Source organism: Flavobacterium frigidum, assembly GCF_048286735.1.
Classification (GTDB): domain Bacteria; phylum Bacteroidota; class Bacteroidia; order Flavobacteriales; family Flavobacteriaceae; genus Flavobacterium.
Genome location: NZ_JBLVPU010000019.1, coordinates 67139 through 89070 on the forward strand (window position 1 = coordinate 67139; position 21932 = coordinate 89070).

Here is a 21932-nt window from a genome sequence, read left to right on the forward strand (position 1 = left end):
AAATACTATTTTTTTTGTACTTCAACAGATTTAATAATCGATTCGAGCTCGTGCATGAGATCCCGCTTTTCCTTAGAAGGGGCATAACAAAAACCTTCTAAAACTAAAATGCGATTGTATTGCGTATCGATTATGGCATAATTAATAAAAGGACCCGACATGAAATCATTGTTTAATTCCCAAGTTCCTTTCGTTTCAAAGGTTTCTTTTGCATCAAAAGTAATCTTAGAAAGATACGGCGCATACGCTTCTTCGGTGATCATATTCGTATTGGGTTCGGTTCCTGTAATGTATAATTTCCCAATAGAATCGCGTATCCTTATGATATTGCTAATAACATCTTTGTCTTTCTTTATCGCACTCAAAGGCACTTGATAAATTAAAAGACTGGTGTTGCCTCCAATAATCTCTTTTTTCAACCACATAAAATTGCTTTTTTGAAGCACATAGGCGTAACCAGAAGGCACTTGTAAATTGATGTGGAATTTATTTGAAATAACAGTCGGATTAATGTGAGATAACCCATTAATTTTTTGACTTTCGGCAATTTCTGCTTCCTTAATAAGCTGAATCATGTGAGGAGCATGCTTCTCAAGGCTAGCAATTATATCTACACTTGTTTTTCCCGAAATATGAAACACATTCTGAGGTGAAGCGTATTGATCTTTGACAATCTTAAATTTGTTTAATTCGCCTTTCTTAACTACAATTATTGCTCGAGTGTCCGTCATAAAACCCTCCAATAATTTCACTGGATATTGGTTGATGTTAAACAGGGGTTCTTCTTGTGGCAAACCTATGACTGGGGAAGCAAACTTATTTCTAATGCTGTCACCAACATCTGCATTCCATAATTGATCCTCAATAATAACCGAAATCGTATTGATTTTCCCAGCTGTTTTTCGCGGCATGGATTCCTTGTCATTTTTACAGGAAAAAAACAGCAAGGAAAGGAAAGGAAATAAAAAATAGGCTTTATACATTGTGATTCAATTATAAAATAAAACCCAAATTTATAGAAGTTAATTGTATTATCCGTTTATTTTTAACTTCATTCCGGGCTTGATATCTTCTCCGCGAATACCGTTCCATTTTTTTAGATCAGCAATCGTTACTCCCGGATATTTTTGTGATATGCTATACAAAGAGTCTCCTTTTTTTACATAATAATCAAGTGCTTCTTTTTTGGATGGCAATCCGTTGTTTGCTTTTTTCTTAAATGAACTAACCGTTGCTTTGTTCGTATTAATGACAATCTCGTCTTTGGCAACAATCAAAGTGGCTCCCACGCCTATGCTATTGTCTGGTAGATTATTCCATTGTTTTAAATCCGTTATAGAAGCTCCGAATTTCTTCCCGATAGTTCCAAGATTGTCGCCTTGTAAAACAATATATTCAATGTCTTTACGATCTGGGACTACTGTTAATTCTGCTTTACGGTTCAACTCATTTTTGGCAACTTGCAACGTAGCTCCTACTTGAACATTATTACTAGAAAGGTGATTCCACTCTTGAATATCGGCAACTGTAACCTCATATTTCTTAGCAATCATGCTTAAGTTGTCTCCTTTTTGCACTACGTACAGTTGCGATGCATTAGTGACAATTGGTCCTGCTGCTGCACCTTTCTTAATTTCATTCTCTTTGTTGCCTTTTATTTCATCCGTGTCACCTTTTTGATTGCTTCCTTTTTTATCGCTTAAAGCCAATGCACCTCTAGTATCTTTAGGAGCACTACTTGCATCCGTACCCATGACTATTTTTAAACTCTTACCAGATGCCAGACTACTACTAGTTAACTTATTCCAATGTTTTAAATCGGAAACAGCAACATTATATTTTGCAGCGATGCTTTTTAAATTATCTCCCTTTTTTACTTTGTAATACTTAAATTCAGAAACTTTACTTACCACTACAGTCGCATTAACTGTGTCCTTTACTACCAATGCTTTTTGCATTTCAAAAGATCTCTCGCGTTTGTCCAATTCATGTTGAACGTAGGCATATATTTGAGCTTCATTAGATACAAAAACAGCGATTTTTTCTTGAGGTAATCTCAAATAATGGTTTTCATTTTGGTAAAACGGAATCACGTTGAGCTTGTAGGACGGATTCAAAATCTGCAATTGTGCCACTGGAACATCCAATAAATCAGCTATTTGCTTAAAGGTCATTTGTTGTTTGATTGCAATTGTATCCGTGGCAAAATGTTTTACTACGGCTCTATTTGGGACAATTCCGTGTTCCTTGTGGTACTCGTAAATGTACATCGTTGCCAGAAAAGCGGGGACATATCCTTGCGTTTCTCTCGGAAGATTTTTTCTGATGTTCCAATAATTTTGCTGCCCACCCGAACGTCTGATGGCTTTGGTTACATTGCCTGGACCAGAATTATAGGACGCCAAAACCAAATCCCAATCGCCAAACATTTTATACATATTGGTCATGTACTGCGCCGCTGCATCACTCGCTCGCAATGGGTCGCTTCGTTCATCAATATAAGAATCGATTTTTAATCCATATTGTTTTCCTGTTTGATACATAAATTGCCACAATCCTGTTGCACCCATTTTTGATACTGCTTTAGGATTTAAAGCGGATTCTACAATCGCCAAATATTTTATTTCTAAAGGGACATTTTGCTTGGCCAAAGCCTCTTCAAAAATTGGAAAATAATATTCTGAAGTACCCATTAACCGTTCAAATGACTTTTTTCGATACTTTAAGAAAGATTTGATGATGTTCTCAAGTCCTGTATTGTACTCAATATTAAAAGGGGATTTGGCATCCATAGCCGCTAATCGCTCTTTCAAAAGCGCTGTAGGCAACTCATAATCTACTGTTTGATCGATATTAATGGTTTTAATATCCGCACTAAGATTATTATACAAATCAAGATTCGTTAACTCCTTCATCCACAAACTGTCTACTCGGGAAGCTACAGCGCTTTTTACAAAGGAATTCTTAATGGAATCTAAATAGGATTGTTTTGTTTCTATTTTAGTAAACTCTTTATTTACAACTGTTTCTTGCGAAAATAAATGTACCGATGCTAACAGAAACAACGATACTGTGGTGTTTTTTATATTCATATTTTTACGATCAAAGACCTATATTTCAAATGATTACAAAGCGTGTTCTTTACAAACTTAGCAGGTTTATTGTAAAAATTTAGTTAAAAAGTGTTAAAAATGCAGTTTTAGCCTTGTTTTGAAACAATTCTATACAATTTTTACAGTAAAACCTTTATAAAAAAATCAGTGAATTATATAAATAAATGACTAAACTATATAAAAAAAACCTCGATGACATTTTGTATCACCAAGGTTTCCTGTACAGTATAACGTAATCTTGTCACGCTATGAATCAATTAAATTTTAGTCTTTGCTCTAATTAATCTAAAATAGCAGCAATTCCCGGTAAAGTGCGCCCTTCCAGCATTTCCAGCATGGCACCACCACCCGTAGATACGTAGCTCATTTTATCTTCAAGTCCAAACTGTTTTACTGCTGCCACAGAATCTCCGCCTCCCACCAGTGAGAATGCTCCGTTTGCAGTTGATTCTGCAATAAAATTTCCTAGAGCAATAGTTCCATGTGCAAAATTCTCCATTTCAAACACGCCTAATGGTCCGTTCCACAAGATTGTTTTAGAATCCATAATTACTTTTTGGAACTGCTCCAATGATTTTGGACCTGCGTCCAGACCTTGCCAACCATCTGGAATTTCATTGACATCTACGGTTTGTGTATGGGCTGTACTCGAAAAACTATCTGCTGCAATTACATCAACTGGGATGTGAATTTGGACGCCTTTTTCTTTGGCCAATCTTAAAATTTCCAGGGCCAACTCCTGTTTGTCATCTTCACAAATAGAATTCCCTATTTTACCGCCTAATGCTTTTACAAAAGTAAAGGTCATCCCGCCGCCAATAATCATGTGGTCTACTTTGTCTAAAATGTTCTCAATAACCGTAATTTTAGACGAAACCTTAGACCCACCCAAAACGGCAGTTACTGGTTTTTCACTGTTTTTCAATACTTTGTTTAAACTTTCTATTTCTTTGGCTAACAACAATCCAAAACATTTTGCTGTTGGAAAAAATTGTGCAATAATCGTTGTTGAAGCGTGTGCTCTGTGTGCGGTACCAAAAGCATCATTTACATAAATATCCCCAAGTGACGCTAATTCTTTGGCGAAAGCCACATCTCCTGCTTCCTCTTCACTATGGAAACGCAAGTTTTCTAAAAGCAAAACTTCGCCTGCTTGCAGTTTGTCAGCCGCCTCTTTAGCCTCTGCACCTATACAGTTAGATGTAAATTGAACCGGAACGCCCAAGACTTCGGCAGTTGTATTCAGGATGTGTTTTAATGAAAATTGTGCGTCAACTCCTTTTGGTCTGCCTAAATGTGACATCAAAATTACACTTCCACCTTGTTTCAGTATCGCATCAATTGTAGGTTTTGCAGCTTCGATACGAGTCGCATCAGTTACGTTGAAATTTTCATCCAAAGGAACATTAAAATCAACGCGGATAATTGCTTTTTTATTTTTGAAATCGAAATCATTTAAAGTTTTCATCAGTATGTTTTTAGTTAATTTTCATCAAAGAGTAACAAATATAGAACTTTTAGAGTAGCAATGAATACCTCAATAAACGATTGAATCGTTTTTTAGCCACGAAAACGTTGTAATTTTTTATTGGATTAAACGACACGTTAAAAACAATCAACAAGGCTTTGGAGCATAATAGAAATGCTACATTTATAATCAAGTATTGTAAGACGAAATTCAAGTGTATATGTAAATTCGATCACATTTTACTATTTCCAAATCGAGCGCAGATGAAATTCTTAACACTGAACACAAATCACAAAAAAATCCGACTCTTTTACGAAGTCGGATTTAGTATTTAACAAAATTGTGCTTTAATCGTGAACAGGACCTTGCGTACATGGACAGTCGCTTATACCTTGTAAAAAGTCAAATCCTAACGTAATCATATGCGTTCCAGAATTGAAGGAGGATAGTTCATTAAACGTTAGTTGATAGGAGTATCCAAAATAAAATTTAGACTTTTGAAATCCTAGCATTGGACCCAAATTAAGTGGTTTTCCCGGCTGGTCATTCAAGAAACGATACGAAGCCCCTATCCAATAATAATCGTCATAGTTGTTAAACCTTCTGTATTTAAAGTTAACATCGGTACTTGACCTTTTATCACTGGCAAAATATTGAAAATAGACGCTCGGTTCAAACTCCTCTTGGTTTGTGGCTCCTTTAATGACCATCCCACTATACACTTGATAATTTCGAAGCAATACGGGCTCAATTCCTGAAAACTTATCGGTATTCTTGTCTAATAGATTACTGGCGTTAAAAGCAGCGTAAAAACCTTTATTACGGTATAGTAAACTTACATCAAAGTTATTGTTAGACGTAAACCGATTGTCGGTGATGCTTGGGTCTAAAACTGGATTTTCAAAATCCGGGTTAAACTCATCTATATCAATTTTAAAATTGTTGTAATTATACGAAATTCCAAAAGACAAGTACTGCTTGGAGTAATAATCTAAAATAATATGGTGTGCAAAGGAAACTTTGGCACCTGTTTGTCTCGTGTACCCATTTTTATCATTGTAAATTGAAATCCCCACACCCGATCGATCTGCGATCCTAAAATCAGCATAAAGAGATTGGTTATCCGGGGCGTCTTTTATCCCTACCCATTGCGTTAAACCATTGATTCTAACCCTAAAGTTGTCTCCAATTCCCGCATAGGCTGGTGACAGAACAAAGGGATTGTCAGCAAGATACTGCGTAAAAACGGGCAAATTTAACTCCTGACTGGACGACGAAAGCGTTACAGTCAATAGTAAAAAAGATATAAATGTTTTTTTCATGATACTATTTTTTAGCAGACAACATCAATTTATCGTTTTAGTTATCTATACAAAGTAAAGTGACCTACAAACTCACGATCGTCTTTATTATTGTTCAATTTTAATGTATACCAATAATCTCCCGAAGGTAATTCCTCGCCTTTGTACTTACCATTCCATTTTTGACCGATTCTGTATTTGGCAATTAAACGTCCATAACGATCAAAAATTGAGAAGGATAGATCTGGATAATTGTTCGTACATCCTGGAGCCCAGTCGTCTAAATTACCATCACCGTTTGGAGTAAAGTAATTCGGAATACAGATGTCAATATATGTGAAATCACGCTTCGCATTAGCTGTACAACCGTTTTTATCTCTAACAATTACGCTATAATTTGCTGATTGGTAGTAGGCGTAGGTACTTTGAGAGGTGAAATCTTCTCCATTAAAACTGTACTCATATACTCCTGATCCACCGGTAGCAGTTGCTTTAATTTGATTTAAATCTCCGTCAGCAATAACTAGCACTAATGGATCTACTTGATCAACAGTAATATTTTGCGTACGTTGAATACACCCATTTGTATGTCTCACAGTAATAAAATGCTGACCTGGCACTACATTATCGAACGTATTACTCGCTTGGTAATTCCCTAATCCGTCCAAAGCAAAATCTAAGTCTGCTGGATCATTGCTTGCATCATAAGAAACAACTACTCGGTTTGCTTGTGTATTGTTTACACAGTCATACGTAGCAACAGCCGTTGGGTTGATTACAACCGCATTTGGCATGATTACTTCCAATTCTGATGTACAGTTACTCGCATCTTTAATGTACACTTTATGCGCACCACCTGAAAGATTGGTGAAATCAAAATCCGTTTGACCCGCTACACCTTGTGTATAAATCCCTTTGATTGCATCTAGACTTACGCTATACGGATTAACACCGCCAGCAACCGTAATACTAAAAGCTCCATCTTTGTCACCCGCACATATTTCTGGCATTAATGAATTTGGCTGCAGCGTACCGAATAACAACGGTGGTTCATCAATTTTAAAATTAAAAGGTTCATAACAACCGTTTTCATCTTGAATAATGACTTTATAACTTCCTGGCGCCAAATTCTCAAAAATACCATCATCAAAAAACTGGTCAGAACGATCTGATATTGAATACATTATTTTACCAGTTCCACCAGTACCCGAAACATCAATTCTACCGTTGTTTTGACCATTACAAGTTACGTCTGTTTTATTTACGGTATAGGTAACTCCTAGTAGAGGCTCTTTAATTTCAATAACAGCAGAAACTTCATTACAATCGCCACTAACTACTCGTACCTGATAGAAACCTACCCCTAACTTTGTAAAACGACCTGGGGTAATTTGCTCAGGTGTAGGGACAATAACTACTCCAGAACCATTTAATAAAGTATAATTGTAATTTCCAAGGCCTCCTGTAGCCTTGGCTACAATTACCCCTGTGAAATCTCCTCTGCAGAAAATTTTGGCATTGGTTAAATCTACATTGACTACTAATTTCTCTAAAGGCAGGATCTCGATGTCATTTGAAACCTTTGACACACATCCATTAAAATCTTTAACGAAATAATGGTATGTACCTACTGGAACATTAATAGAAATGGAACTTGCAAATGGAGTTGTTGAATAGGTTGTATAATCAGCACTGTAGGTGTAAGGTGGTGTTCCTCCTGCTGCGGTTAGTGTCAATTGGCTTGATGTCAAACACGTTTGTGAACGCGACAACACCAAATCAGCTTTGACCTCTGTAGGTCCATTTACAACTACCGTTGCTGATGTAGCACTACAACCCCAACCATCTGTAACTGTAATCGAATAGCTTCCTGCTCCTAATCCACTAAATGTACCTGACGCTTGTGGTCCAGAGGAAAAAGCTGGTGTAAACGATACATAATTTAAAGTATATAAGTAATTGGTACCTTGACCACCACTTACTCCAGTCGCCTGTATGCTTGCTGTTTTATCTCCAAAACACGTTAGCAGTTGCGTTGCTGGTGTGGCTGTAATGCTTATTGGAGTCGGATTTACTAAAGTAACGGTTGCCGTATCTCTACATCCTTTGCTGTCTTTTACATTAAGCGTATATACTCCTGCAGTTAAGTTCGTATAATTGGTCACGTCGCTGTAAGCGCTAAATGGCGCACCATCTTTAAGCACTTCAAACACATAGCCACCAGACCATCCTCCTGTTGCACTTACTGAAATCGAACCATCATTATTACCTGCTATGCAAGTGATTTCTGTATGGGTTTCGGTGATGTCAAGCGCTGCACTTGGTGCTCCTATTGTAAAGTTTTTAGTTACTTCACAATTTGGTGATTGAGACAACTTAGCAGTTATAGTGTAGGTTCCTGCAGCTAAACCTGTAATAGTAATTGGTCCAGCATTAACGGAACTTCCTCCCGGAACAGGGTTACCCAAAGCATCTTGTAAAGTATACGTAAATGCACCTGCATCATCTCCGTTTGGTGGTGTCGTTGTAATCAATCGATCCACAAAGGTTATAGTTGCAGTTCCATTAGTATCATTCAAACACGTTATATCTGTCGTCGCGTTTACAACAAGATCAAATGTATTTGGTTCATTTACATAGTGCACTCCTTGTATTTCACAATTGGTATCTAAGTTTCTCACCGTGATTAAATAATCAGCAACTGGTAGATTCGTAAATACACCCGTTTTATTGGTTTGACTTGGATAAAAAGTACCCGTTGTATTGGTAGTGGCATTGATATCTACGAGCGTATATTCTAGATTAGGTGCTGGCCCACCAACCGTAGTTGCTGTAACGGTGATATTTTCTAGATTAGAACACGTTATTGCTTGATCTACTTTCACATTTACTTTGTCGAGCGCAACATACGGTGCAATTGTAATAGGCGCAGTCGTAGTGCCTACACAACCTTTACTGTCGTATACGTTCACAAGGTATGAACCTCCTAGAAGATTTCCTTCTGTGTACACATTACTAGCGCTAAACTGTACTTGTGTATTTGTAGTACCTACTACTTTGATAAACTCATAATTCAAATATGGAGTGGTACCACCCATAACTCCTGTCACTGTTATCGTAGCGAGGTTTCCTGTGTTACCAGATGTACAACCAAATTGTACAATTGTTGGCGCAGGCACAACAAGTACTCCTGGCTCGAGTACATCTATAGTTTGAGTAGCTGTACATGCTCTACTTGAAGTAACCACTACAGTATAGGTTCCAGCGGCTAAACCACTAAATAATTGTGAGTCTTGAGACAGTCTGCTTACTGCTACTCCGCCTACTGTTATTCCGTTTAGCGTGTACCTGTACACTGGATTATCGTTTATGCCTGGTGCAGGTGTGGCTAAAGTCGCCGTAATTGTTCCATCGCTTCCGCCACTGCACGTTACATCGGTTTTAGCCAAAGCAAATCCCGTAATATCTGTAGCCGCTTGCAAGTTTACATCTACAAATACCTCACATGAAGTCGTCGTGTCACGAACACCGATAGTATGGTTTCCTGAAGCAACGTTGCTAAACGCTGTTACTAATGCAAAAGAACCTCCATCAATATTGTACTCATAATTTGTTGAACCACCTGAAGCACTTACGGATATTTGTCCGTCGCCTTTAGAACAAGATACTGGTTTGGTCACCACTGGTGTTAAAATCAAAGGATCCATTATAGAAACAACAGTTGCTGCTGAGATACATCCATTTGCATCGCGTACAGTAATAGGATAGTTTCCTGCCGCATTGACTGTAATTACATTTCCAGTTTGGAAATTACCTCCACCCGCACTGTATTCCAGCGCTGAACTAAAGCCCGAAGCTGTTACTGTAATGGTATACGTTCCTGTAGGACTCGGACACTGCGTGGCTACTGCTGATGTAACGACTGGACTCGCGTCTAATGCAATTGTTTGAGGTTTGTTAATTGAACAACCCTTAGCATCCATTACGTAAACATCCCAAACCACATTGGCGCCTCCATTAGTATCTACCACAAGTGTATTACTAGATCCGTAATCAGTTGCTAGCGGTGTTGAACCTGCAATCACTGCAGCATATTTATAATTTAAGGTTCCACCTGATGCCACAACTGTAATAGTTGCCGTATCCGTAGTGCAATACGTATTTGTTGCCGTGCTGTTAAAGTCAAGTGCTACAGCAGGCTGATTTATAGTAACGTTTACCGTACTGGAACAACCTGTAATTTGATCAGTTACTACAAGCGTATGTGTAGTTGGTGTTAAACCACTGAAAGTTAATTGCGCACTATTTGCACCTGTAACTGCGGTACCGCCATCAAAAGTATACCTGTACGTCCCTTTAAAATTAGCAATGTCGAATGTAGCAGTACCATTAGCAAAACCAAAACAAGTTACATCAGTCGTTGCTTTTGCTGCTGCCGTTATGTTTATTACACTAGAAACAGTCTGTAATTTTTGGTACGAACAACCATTCGCATCCGTTACTTGAAACATATAATCGCCAGGTGGCAATCCTGCAAAATTAGTTGGAACACCTTTACCTGCTGCCGTTTGCGTAGGATAGGTTGTTGTAAGGACTCCATCGATGGCTATAATAGTAAAGTTTAGTGCTCCATAACCACTTGTAGCCTGTACTTCTACCGTTGCTGTAGGAGCAGGACAGGTGGGGGCTATTTTGATATCAAAAAGTAAATCAGTAGGTGGCAATAATTCAGGGGTAGGAACTGATTGTGAAGTCGTTTCGCAACCATTAGCATCTTTTACAGTATAATTTACGGTGGTTGCAATTTTTATATTATTTACTGTGAAGGTATTGTCTGTTGTGTATCCTAAACCATTAAAGTTATAAGTGTAGCCTGATCCAGTTCCTCCTATTCCAGTTACTGTAATCAATGTTGTGGTACTACATGATTTATTTGGATCTACTTTAACATTTGAAGACAATGGTGTTGCATCGGCAACAACTACATTTATAGCATCAGTACTACAACCTCTTCCAGAATTTACTCTAACAGTATACGCATCTGGTAATAAACCTGTGAATATATTTGAAGATTGAGCTGGAACTATTATTGGCGAAATAATCTCATAGGTATAACTAGGATTTGTATTTCCTGCTAATAATGTAACTGTAATACTTCCGTTGCTATCTCCTTCACAAAGGGCTGGAGTAGTAGCTGTTGTAAAAGTTACTGGAATTGCCGCTGACAATGTTACCTCTGCTGTAGTGCTACAGTTTACTGGCGAGGCAGTATCGGTCATTGTTACCGTGTACGTTCCTGCTGGTAATCCTGTAATAACACCTGTTGCGTTATTTATTACAACACTCGGAAAGGTTGGCGAAATCGTATACGTATAGGTGCCCGCAACAGGACCACCAAACCCTGTCATGGTAATTACACCATTATTGTTGGCACATGTAGGTAATGCAGTAATAGCAGGGGTTGCTATTAATGGTTCATCAATGTTAATAGTTTCCGAATCTATACAACCATTAGCGTCTTTTATAATTATAGTGTGTGATCCTGAGTTTAATCCCGAAACGATACGCGGTAAACCTGATATACTTGTAAAAGTACTGCCATCAACACTGATGCTATACGCTCCTGTTCCTGCAGTGGTTTCAGTAACTTCTATTTCAAAAGCTCCTTGCGCTACACATTTATTCACTATTTTTAAAGCAATAACTGGTGAAGGATCTAGTAAAACAGATACAGGCTCTCCAATTATACAACCACTATTATCCTTAACCCAAACATAATAACTACCAGATTCTACATTAAATGTACTAGGTGAATTCCATAAAGGATTGTTAGCCGCTGGCGCAGTACTTGAAGTATTTAAAATAAAACTATAAGGTGTTTTTCCACCATTTGCAATAGCAACTATTTCACCAGCATTAATAATACAATTATCGTTTTTAGTAGCAGTAACATTTAAATCCAAAAGAACTGGAGATTCTGTTATTGTAAAAATAGAAGATGCACTAGTACAACCTGCGTATGAACCACCTACTTCGATAAACTTAATATAATAAGTTCCAGGTATTAAACCTACTGCCGATGTAACAGTTGTTGGAGCAGGAGTCGTAATTGATCCAGAAATTCCTGTAGGTGTATTAGTTTGATTTGTGTAGATTTCCCAATTTACAGTAGTTGCGTCATAATTATCAATTGTAAAGGTTACGCTACCAGTAGCAGTTCCTGTACAAGTAACATTGTTTGCAACAATAGGATTAGATGTTAATAAAGTTGTTGGAGGTACAGGACCTGATGCTGTTTCAAAATAATAACAACCTGTTATATTATCCCTAACAACAAATGAATACACTACACCTGGAGTAAGGTTTGTAAAAGTTCTTCGCATGTTCGCAGGCGATGTAGGTCCATCAGGAGGTAACAAACTAGTACTAAATGGCACTGTAGCCAAATCATAAATACCAAATTCATAATCTGGTGAAGGAGGTACAACTATAGGATTAACACTCACAATTATAGTTGCTCCATTTGTACAGTCAGATGTAGTTAATAAATCTATAACTAAATCATCTGGTGGAGCAAGTACTTGTGCAGTACGGGTATTTGAGCAACCTTGAGAATCTGTTATAATTATTTCATAATTACCAAAACTTAAATTATCAAATGTAAAGCTGGCCCCAGTAGGATCTGGGTGATTTAATACCGCACCTGTTGTAAGGTTTCTTAACAGATAACTAAAAGGACCAACACCATTTGTAATTGGATTAACTGTAACTGAACCAAGAATAATTGATAGATTACAACTCATGTCTACTTTTGAAACAGTAAACAAAATTTCGTTAGGCTGATTCACAATTGCAAAACCATTGAACAAACAACCTTTGCTATCTCTTACAACATAAGGATATCCAAGCCCTGTTGAAGCAGCTAAATTAGAATATGTAGATAATGATGAAAAAGCTGAACCATTAAAACTATATTCAAATGGAGCAACGCCCGCAGTAGGATTTATTGTTACCGCACCATTTCCTGAGTTAAAACAAGTTAAGTTAGTTATTGTTTCCGTAGCCGTAACTGGTACTGGTGTAGTTGTAGTTACTACATTAGTTATTGCTGTACAGGATGGTGTACCATTAGCATCAGTAATTTCAAATTCGTAAGTTGAGCCAGTTATTCCAGCGGCAGTATAAGTAAATGAAGTACCCACAAAAGTTGTTGGCGAACCATAGGTACCAGTGCCAATTTTTACTCTATAGGTAAAAGGGGCTAATCCTCCAGAAATAGTTACTCTAATAGTAGCTTCTGGTGCTGCTGCACACGTAATATCTTTAGTCACAGCAGCAACAGCAGTCAATCTTTGATTCACCGTTACTGATGTTGTCGCTGGACAACCATTGGCATCTTTAGCAGTTACAGTATACGTTCCTGGAGCTACCGTAAAGGTATCTAACAATGCTCCAGTTGGTGCTACACCAGTACTTATGGTATACGTATAAGGCGCTAAACCACTTGTTGCTGTAGCTACTATTGTAAATCCGCTTCCTGTTCCTACACACTGGTTAGTAACTGTTGCACTTACTGTAGGTGTACCGTTATTAGTAATATTTACTGTTGTAGGTACCGGAGTCACACAACCATTGGCATCCCTAACGTAAACGTCCCAAGATAAAATCGTTCCTCCTGTAGTATTTACTGTAACTATATTGGATGTTCCAAAAGTAGTAGGAGCCGCGGTGGTATTTGGCACAGCTGCATAGCCATAACTTGGTGTTCCGCCAGTTGCAGTTATTGTTATTTGCGAATTATCATTACTACAAAACACTGCTGTTGCTGTTGCAGAAGTGATAGATACTCCAGCTGTTGGTTGATTAATGGTTATTGATTTACTATCAGTGCAACCTGTTGTATTATCTGTTACATTAAATGTATACGTACCCGCTACTAGATTCGTAAGTGTGCGTACATCACCTGTTGGGCTCAATGTAAATGGCAAACTTGCTGGTACTGATGTAACGTTTATTATGTAATTACCTGAAGAACTAAATCCAGTTACTGTAAATCGTGCCGAACCTGTATTATTTCCAAAACAAGCAACATCTGTCAGTTTTACTGCTGTAACAGCGATAGGTGTTACTGGATCTATTGTGTAAGATTCTGAATAATAACAACCATTGGCATCGGTTACTTTAAAGGTATAATTTCCTGGCAATAAATTTGGGAAAGTAGCTGTCGCTCCCGATGTAGTAGCTGGTGTAAAAAATGATGGATTTGTTCCAGAGGTAGTTCCTGTAATTAAAAACGTTAAAGCACCTACTCCATTGGTAGCGGTGACATCTACCGTTGTTGTGGTAGCTGAACACGTTATTGCGGCATTACTAAAAGTTAAATCGGTTGGTTTATTTAACGGTACCAATATAATCGTTTGAACGGGTGATAAACAACCATTCGCATCCTTTACAATAATTTGGAAGGTTTGTGTAAGTCCATTATCATTTACCGTCAGTGTGCTACTTGGTCCATAAGATCCGCCATTGTTATAGCTATACGTGTATGCTCCTGTTCCTCCAGTAGGAACAACAGTTATAGTAGCCGATTGTTTAGCATTGGTCGTGCTATTGCAACTAAAAGCAGTTGCCGTAGCATTAGCCGCTATGGCTGTAGGGTTTGCAATGGTTACTGTAGTAGGTGTAGATGGACATCCTTTACTATCTGTTATTTTTATCGTATAATCACCAGCTGGTAAATTTGTAAATTGATTGGTTGTTTGAGTTACTGTAGGTATAGGGCCAGTTAATACATAATTGTAAGCACTTGTAAAACCACCAGAAGGAGTTACGGTAATGGTTCCGTTATCGAGCCCGTTGCACGTAATATCGGTTTTTACGGTTGTGTGCGCAGGAGTTGTTTTTGGTGTTACAGTGATCGTGTTGCTGGTAGCAGGACATCCTTTAGCATCAGATACGGTAAATACATAGGTTCCAGGAAGTGTAGCAGTATATGGGAATGTGGTCACTGCTGTTGCTGTCTCAGAATCGTACGAAACCGTATACGTATATGGAGTGCCATAACCACCAGTAATTATTGGGTTCCCAATAGAGGCGTCTACTAAACAGGTTAAGTCTTGCAATAAAGATAGGTTGAATGCTACTGCAGGTGCAATAACGATATCCTTAATAGTCGAAGTACAATTGTTGCTATCGGTCACAAGAATAGTGTGCGTTCCTGGAGTAACATTAGGAAATGAAAGGGTAGTCAATGCTGAACTTTCAGCACTGTTACTGTCTAATTGATAGGTAAAAGGTCCTACACCGCCACTTACATTGACAACCAGAGTCGCTGGATTTGCTGCCGTATAGCAATAATCTGTTGAAGCATCTAGTGTTGCAGTTACCGATGGCGGAGCGTTTACCGTTATTGCAATTCCTGTTGGATTGGTACAGCCGTTAGCATCTCGCACAAATACGGTGTAATCACCTGCTGGTACATTAGTAAAATCTCTGTTGTTATTGAAAGCGGTAACTACAGTTGTTCCGTTTGCCGCACGCAATTCATATTGGTACGCTGGTGTCCCTCCGCCGCCCACGGCGCGAATAGTCGCTCCCGTACTACAAGTAGCTTGCAATATAATAGAGGCTGACGAGGTAACGGCAGTAGGTGCTGTGATAGGTTGTGAAAACGTTTTGGTACAACCAGCTGCAGAAGTTGAATTTGGTCGTACAAGAACAGCATAGGTTGCCGCTGCTAAACCAGTTAATGTTACTGGAGAAGTAGTTGTGGTTACCCAATTTGCGCCATTGTCTTTAGAATATTCGAAACCTTTTGATGCATCAAAGTTTTGAGCAGCTATGGTGATTTCGCCATTAGTTAAACCAAAGCAGGTAACATTTTTAGATCCTGTAATTTGTGCTGTAAAAGCTTTTCCTGTAGGAACTATAACTGTAAAATCTTTAGTAGTGATACACGATTTAGGAAGTTGGAACACGTTTATGTCATCAATAAGAACGTCATTACCACTTATTACAGTACTGTTAGATCGCACCAAGAATGTTAAATCTGTATTGTTACCAGGATTGATACTTAGTACATAATTCTCCCATTTTTCACTTTTCGGTATTTTACCTGTATTAACACTTACACCAATTTGCACCGCTGTAGGCAATCCGTAATCTTTCCATAACTGAATCGTTAAATCGGGGTCACCTAGACCAGGAGATGTCTTTTTAATTAAATTCTCGGCCCAGATAGACACTTTTACATCTTGATTAGGAATCACATTTTTGATGGCTTTACTGTATAAAACGCCACCTACACCTGCTGTTCCACCTACATTTACACATAAAAATCTACCCAAAGGATCAGTTGGTAAAGTATGATCTATGGCTTTGATCCAAACACCAAAAGTGGTTTTTATTGAACTAGCAACGGCATATTTACCGTCATTTATTTGGTAATCATTGAAATTACCACAAGGAAATCCTACAGGATGTGGTGTTGTCTCATCTTCAAAACAATAGGCTGGATTAATTCCAGGGGTAGTGGTATATCCGCCTTTTCCAAAATCTTCAAATAATAAATTACTAAAAGTAGTAACAGAATTTAATTTATACTCTACAGTAACCTTATGAGTTCCAGGCAACACATTCAAAAATACATTACTTGGGGTATTGGTGTTTTTTATACCATCCATATAGTAATCATATGTATAGGTTACGCCACCCGGATTGTTAATTGTTACGGTACTTGTTGCTGTACCATCACAATTAAAATCTACTGGTGTGTCTACATTTATTATAGGGGAAGCAGGTTCAGGATCTACCGTTACCGAAGCTTGAAAAATACATTTGTTAATGTCTCGTACATACAATATGTAAGTGCCTGGTAATTTTAAAGCATTATTTACTGTAGTCCAACTAGCTTGATTGTCAAAACTAAATTCATACGGTGCCACTCCTCCTTGCGGGTTAGTAATACGCACTCTACCTTCGCCAGATGGCCCACAACCGGCTAATTCAGAAACTCCAGCAGACGCTGTTACGGCCTCTAATGGTTGGGCGATAGTGATGATTTTCATAGTATCAAAACAATCAACACCATTTAATGAATATTTTAAAATGGTATTATAAGTTCCTGCTGCAAGATCTGAAAAAGTAGCAGTAGGTAAGTAAGTAGTACCATTATCGATGCTATACGCTAATGTGTAACCATTAGCATTAGTCACATTAAAATTAATTACCCCTACTTTATCTCCATAACATTTTACATCTGTTTGAGTTACGGTATATACGGGTTTAGGAATTTCGGATACTGTAATAGAAGTTGCAGTAGAGCAATTGTTCGCATCAACCACAGTAATGTTGTAAACACCTCCTGCTGGCAATGGCTTGGACACCACAATTTGAGGTACTGTTTGAGAAACTGTAGTACTATTTACAAAATATTTATAAGGTGGCGTTCCACCCACAGGATAAACAGTTATTTCCCCATTAGCACAAGTTAATGGTTTTGTCAATGCCGATGTAGCTGTTAATTTAGCTGGATCAATTATATCAATACTTCCTTTTTCGATACAGCCATCGTCAGTTCGTACTTCGTAGGCATAAGTTCCTGCTGCTAAATTTGAAAAAGTAGCTTCATTTGTTAAAATAGGACCCACACTATTAACTGGTGTTCCTCCCTTACTGATGCTGAAATAATATTGAGAACGAACATCATCGGCTACTAATCTAATCGCCCCTAAATTACCGTTACAAAGCGGTTGTGTTCGAATTTTTTGAACAGTAAAATTTCTTAATCTGATTGGTATATTTTTTAGTTCAAAAATACAAGGATTGGTAGTTACACCTACTTGTCTGATGTATACAGTATAGGTACCAGCAGTGTTTATGGTAAAAATATTAGAGGCTTGATATGTAACCTTATCCAGACTATACTCATATCCAGACGGAACACCACCAACTGTTATAGTACCTTTGGTAGTGCAAATAATATCATTGGGATCTACGGTTGGGTTTAGCGTATTTTTATAAACATTAAAATAAAAGATACTTTGGCAACCTCCTGAATATTTTAATACCACTCTAAATTGTCCTGCCGTATCTGCTGAGTAATTTTGACCTGTTGCTATAGTATTCCAACACGAATCGGCAAAATTTTCATTGGCACAATTAGCAATAGCCGTAGACGGACAAGTGGCTTCATTTAGTTTTTGCCACTCTATTGAAGATGCATCGGTAATATTAGTTGAGATCAGTCGCGTTGCAGTTGCTCCACAAAGAAAAATATTAGGCAAGTCCTTTCCATTATTAGGACATTTCGGTACTACATCTGCATATGGTGAAACAGGATTCGTAATTGTGTTTCCAAAAGGAATTAAATTAATTTCTTCTTTGATAGAAGTACATCCAGTTGTAGAAGTGGAACTAACATAATAGATTCCGGTTGAAGATGCAGTATAGGTTTGACTCGTACTTATAACAGGAGTTCCAGTAGGGCTTGTGGACCAGGAATAAGAATTGTATCCATTTGATGCCGAAAGGATTGCTGTTGCACCACACAAAACTTGAGTTCTTTTAAAAGTTCGACCATTGATATCAACTAAAAAATTAGTTGAAGTTGGGGAACCAAAATTACAACTTACAGATGCAAAGCTTCCTTCACCTACAACAGGAGTAGCGTTTACAATACCTCTATAATTAGCAAATGCTTGGTTCTTGATTTCATTAGAACATGCAGTACTCAATTGATTATAATCGGATATTACTTTTACATGCAAACGAATGGTGTTGATGGGGTCACCAATTTTTACAATACCATCCGGAATAGTAAATACTAATCTTCTGGTAGCGGCATTATAGGTAACATTTGATAGTGTCATGCCAAGTGGCAAGGAAGTAACATCTGCAGGAAAATTAAAAATGACATTATTTGGTAGTACATCCTCTAAAGTAAATGCCGTGATCTGATCATTTCCAATGTTTTGGAAATCAATTTTATAATATAAATCTTGACCTAAGTTTACTGTTGTATTACCAACATCTTTTCCTGCAGCATCCTCTACAACTTTAGTCAATGAAATGTCTGGCGCCACTACATTGATCAAAAATGAATTAAAAAAACTAAAAAGCGTATTAGCTTGCCCTCTTGGTACTTGTAAACTGATAACTGCGTTAGTCGCATTATTCCCAATTTTGGTAGCATTTTTCTCCTCTACTATTCCTGTATCATACCCTAGAGTATTGGTACTATTGGGGGTTCTCCCTGCAAGGTATCCGTTCTGATCAGTTATCGAACTGTTAAAAAAGTTTAATGATGGTCGTTCAGTAGTTATTATTGAGGTACCATTTGATCCTCCATTACCTACTTCAAATTTATTTTTTGAAGTTTTATCGCCATTCAAAGTGGCAAATCCAAATTTTATATTAACCAGTCCTGATGGTGGTGTTATAAATCCTGAAACAGGTATATCAAGTTGACCAGCATCAAAAAGAGCACTAAATCCATCAAAAGTTGTAATTGATTTTGTAGTTGTAGTTGGATCTTCATACACCACAACTAGAGTCCATCCTGCAGCTAAACCTGTTGTACCATTTGAACCTAAACTGGAGCTTACATCGGCCACAGTATAAACTCCTTGAGGATTGGTTAAAGTAGATAGTAAAGCGGTTACATCTGCATAACAGGCATAAGGACGGTTTGCATCTGGTACAATAGCATTAGCTGCCGGTGTATCATAAATTGGTATTCCTGTAATGGGTGTGTACGTCGTACTACCCGGCAATTTCAATTTTACATTAGTAATAGTGGCTCTACTATCAGAACCTTTAATTAGAGCTCCCCAATACAACCCAGCATAAGCAATCCTGAAACAAGTGGTTGCTGGAGGAACAGCTAGTGTGGCACTACTTGAAGAAAAGGTATTTGTATCCGTATCAATGTCAATAAATTGCATCACGGTATTCTCGTTTACACTATTGTCATTTAAAGGAGCATTGCTTTTTCCTAAGGTATTGTTTCCAATAACCAACATGTCTCCTTTAATCTGCTGATTATATCTTTTCGTAAAGGGTACAATGTTTTGACCATAAGAAGTCATTTGGAACATGATTATTCCAATAAAAAAACCAAATTTTATTAGATTGCGTTTCTTAATCCTGCAATCGTTTAGAACTAGCACAGGTAGCAAAGTATTATCCATTTTTTTGAAGGGTATGTTAACGCTTCGAAATAAGAATAAAATAATATTGAGTAGGTAGTTTTCTATTTTCATTGGAGCTATGTTTATAATGCCTACAACCAACTTAAATTCAAAAACCCATTTTTGGGGAATGTTTTTTTGAATTTAGGTTGGAAAGCATTTATTTTTTTAGATGATATGAATGTTGTTTTTATCCATTTCTGGTAAAAATATATAATTAATTTTCTACTTTAATAATGACCATTTTACCATTATACGGTTTTGTGCCACGAGATTCAAGACTTGTTGTTGCTTGTTGTAAATTATCAAATTTCTCTGTGTAAATGTAATAATTTGTTGATTTTACATCATAGAAAAAATTAACATTTTTCTCTCCAGTCGACACTGTTTTAGTAACGAAAGTATCTCTTTTTGCTACATCAGCATGAACAGCAAGAACAATATAATATCCAGTTTCAACATTTTTAATGTTCTTAATAATTTGCATGTTCACCTGCTCGTTACCAAAATCAAAATCTTCTGGTTTGGCTTTTACTGTACTAGTAAATGTTGTTGTTTTTATTCGTTTTAATGTTTCTTGATCTTTTAAATAACGGGTATCTTCATTTTCAAAATTAGCACGTTTTATTCTACGTTTCTTCTCTATTTGAGTCTCTACATTGATTTTTTCTAAAGCTGCTAGCAAATTGGTATTAGAAAGTTCTGCTTTAGCTTGCTCTGCTTTCAACTCATTTATTGTTTTCAAATAACTTTGTGTAAGCGAATCATTTAGGTTTGGAACTTTCTTAGTACGCTCCTCATATAAATTCTTAAAGGTAGTCAATAATTGATTTTGATTTGCATTGATTATTTGAATTTCTGATTTTAAAGATTCCAAGGCACTGGCTTCAGCCGAGATGCTTTTATATTCTTTTGGCGCACTTGCTATTCCTTGGTCATTTAAATCATTTTCATCTTTCAATTCTTTTAACTCCTTTTGTTTTTGACTTACTTTTTCATTTAATTGAGTCAGTAATTGTTGCTGTGTTCTTCTATCTTTCTCTAATGCGTTCGCTACATTATCCATCGTTTTTGCATTTTCATCTTTCACTCTGGTACTGGCTAGCAATAAAGCATCGGCTTCCGCTTTAGCTTTCGCTTCTGCATCAAGTTTTGCTTTAGCATCTGCAGCTAGTTTCGCATCAGCGTCTGCTTTGGCTTTTGCTTCTGAATCAGCTTTTGCTTTCGCATCTGAAGCTAGTTTTGCTTTGGCGTCAGCTTCTAATTTAGCTTTGGCGTCGGCATCAGCTTTTGCTTTCGCGTCTGCAGCTAGTTTCGCTTTAGCGTCAGCTTCCAATTTAGCTTTCGCATCAGTGTCTGCTTTTGCTTTAGCGTCAGCTTCCAATTTAGCTTTCGCATCAGTGTCTGCTTTTGCTTTTGCATCTACAGCTAGTTTAGCTTTAGCGTCGGCATCGGCTTTAACTTTTGCATCTGCAGCTAGTTTCGCATCAGCGTCTGCTTTGGCTTTTGCTTCTGCATCAGCTTTTGCTTTTGCATCTGCAGCCAGTTTAGCTTTAGCGTCGGCATCGGATTTTGCTTTTGCTTTTGCATCTGCAGCTAGTTTCGCTTGAGCATCAGCATCTGCTTTGGCTTTAGCTTCTGAATCAGCTTTTGCTTTCGCATCTGCAGCCAGTTTAGCTTTAGCGTCGGCATCGGCTTTAACTTTTGCATCTGAAGCTAGTTTCGCATCAGCGTCTGCTTTGGCTTTAGCTTCTGAATCAGCTTTTGCTTTCGCATCTGCAGCCAGTTTAGCTTTAGCGTCGGCATCGGCTTTAACTTTTGCATCTGAAGCTAGTTTCGCATCAGCGTCTGCTTTGGCTTT

5 protein-coding genes and 1 pseudogene are annotated in these 21932 nt (G+C 37.6%); all 6 read right to left on the minus strand.

Annotated features, from left to right (window positions below):
- Positions 1-5: 5 nt before the first annotated feature.
- Complete coding sequence (locus tag ACNQGO_RS11975) at positions 6-911, minus strand: DUF4837 family protein (RefSeq protein WP_417985381.1); 906 nt, start codon at positions 909-911, stop codon at positions 6-8.
- Positions 912-1031: 120 nt separating this feature from the next.
- The gene (locus tag ACNQGO_RS11980) at positions 1032-3092 is read right to left on the minus strand and encodes a LysM peptidoglycan-binding domain-containing protein (RefSeq protein WP_417985382.1); all 2061 of its coding nucleotides are present in this window, start codon (positions 3090-3092) and stop codon (positions 1032-1034) included.
- A 301-nt stretch (positions 3093-3393) separates the two neighbouring features.
- Positions 3394-4581 (minus strand): phosphoglycerate kinase, encoded by a 1188-nt coding sequence (locus tag ACNQGO_RS11985; RefSeq protein WP_417985383.1) that lies wholly within the window; start codon positions 4579-4581, stop codon positions 3394-3396.
- Between the two features lie 347 nt (positions 4582-4928).
- The gene (locus ACNQGO_RS11990) at positions 4929-5903 is read right to left on the minus strand and encodes a PorP/SprF family type IX secretion system membrane protein (protein ID WP_417946425.1); all 975 of its coding nucleotides are present in this window, start codon (positions 5901-5903) and stop codon (positions 4929-4931) included.
- A 41-nt stretch (positions 5904-5944) separates the two neighbouring features.
- Complete coding sequence (locus tag ACNQGO_RS11995; RefSeq protein WP_417985384.1) at positions 5945-20071, minus strand: T9SS type B sorting domain-containing protein; 14127 nt, start codon at positions 20069-20071, stop codon at positions 5945-5947.
- 217 nt (positions 20072-20288) lie between these two features.
- Positions 20289-21932 (minus strand): annotated as a pseudogene (locus ACNQGO_RS12000) (PorP/SprF family type IX secretion system membrane protein); the annotation flags it as partial.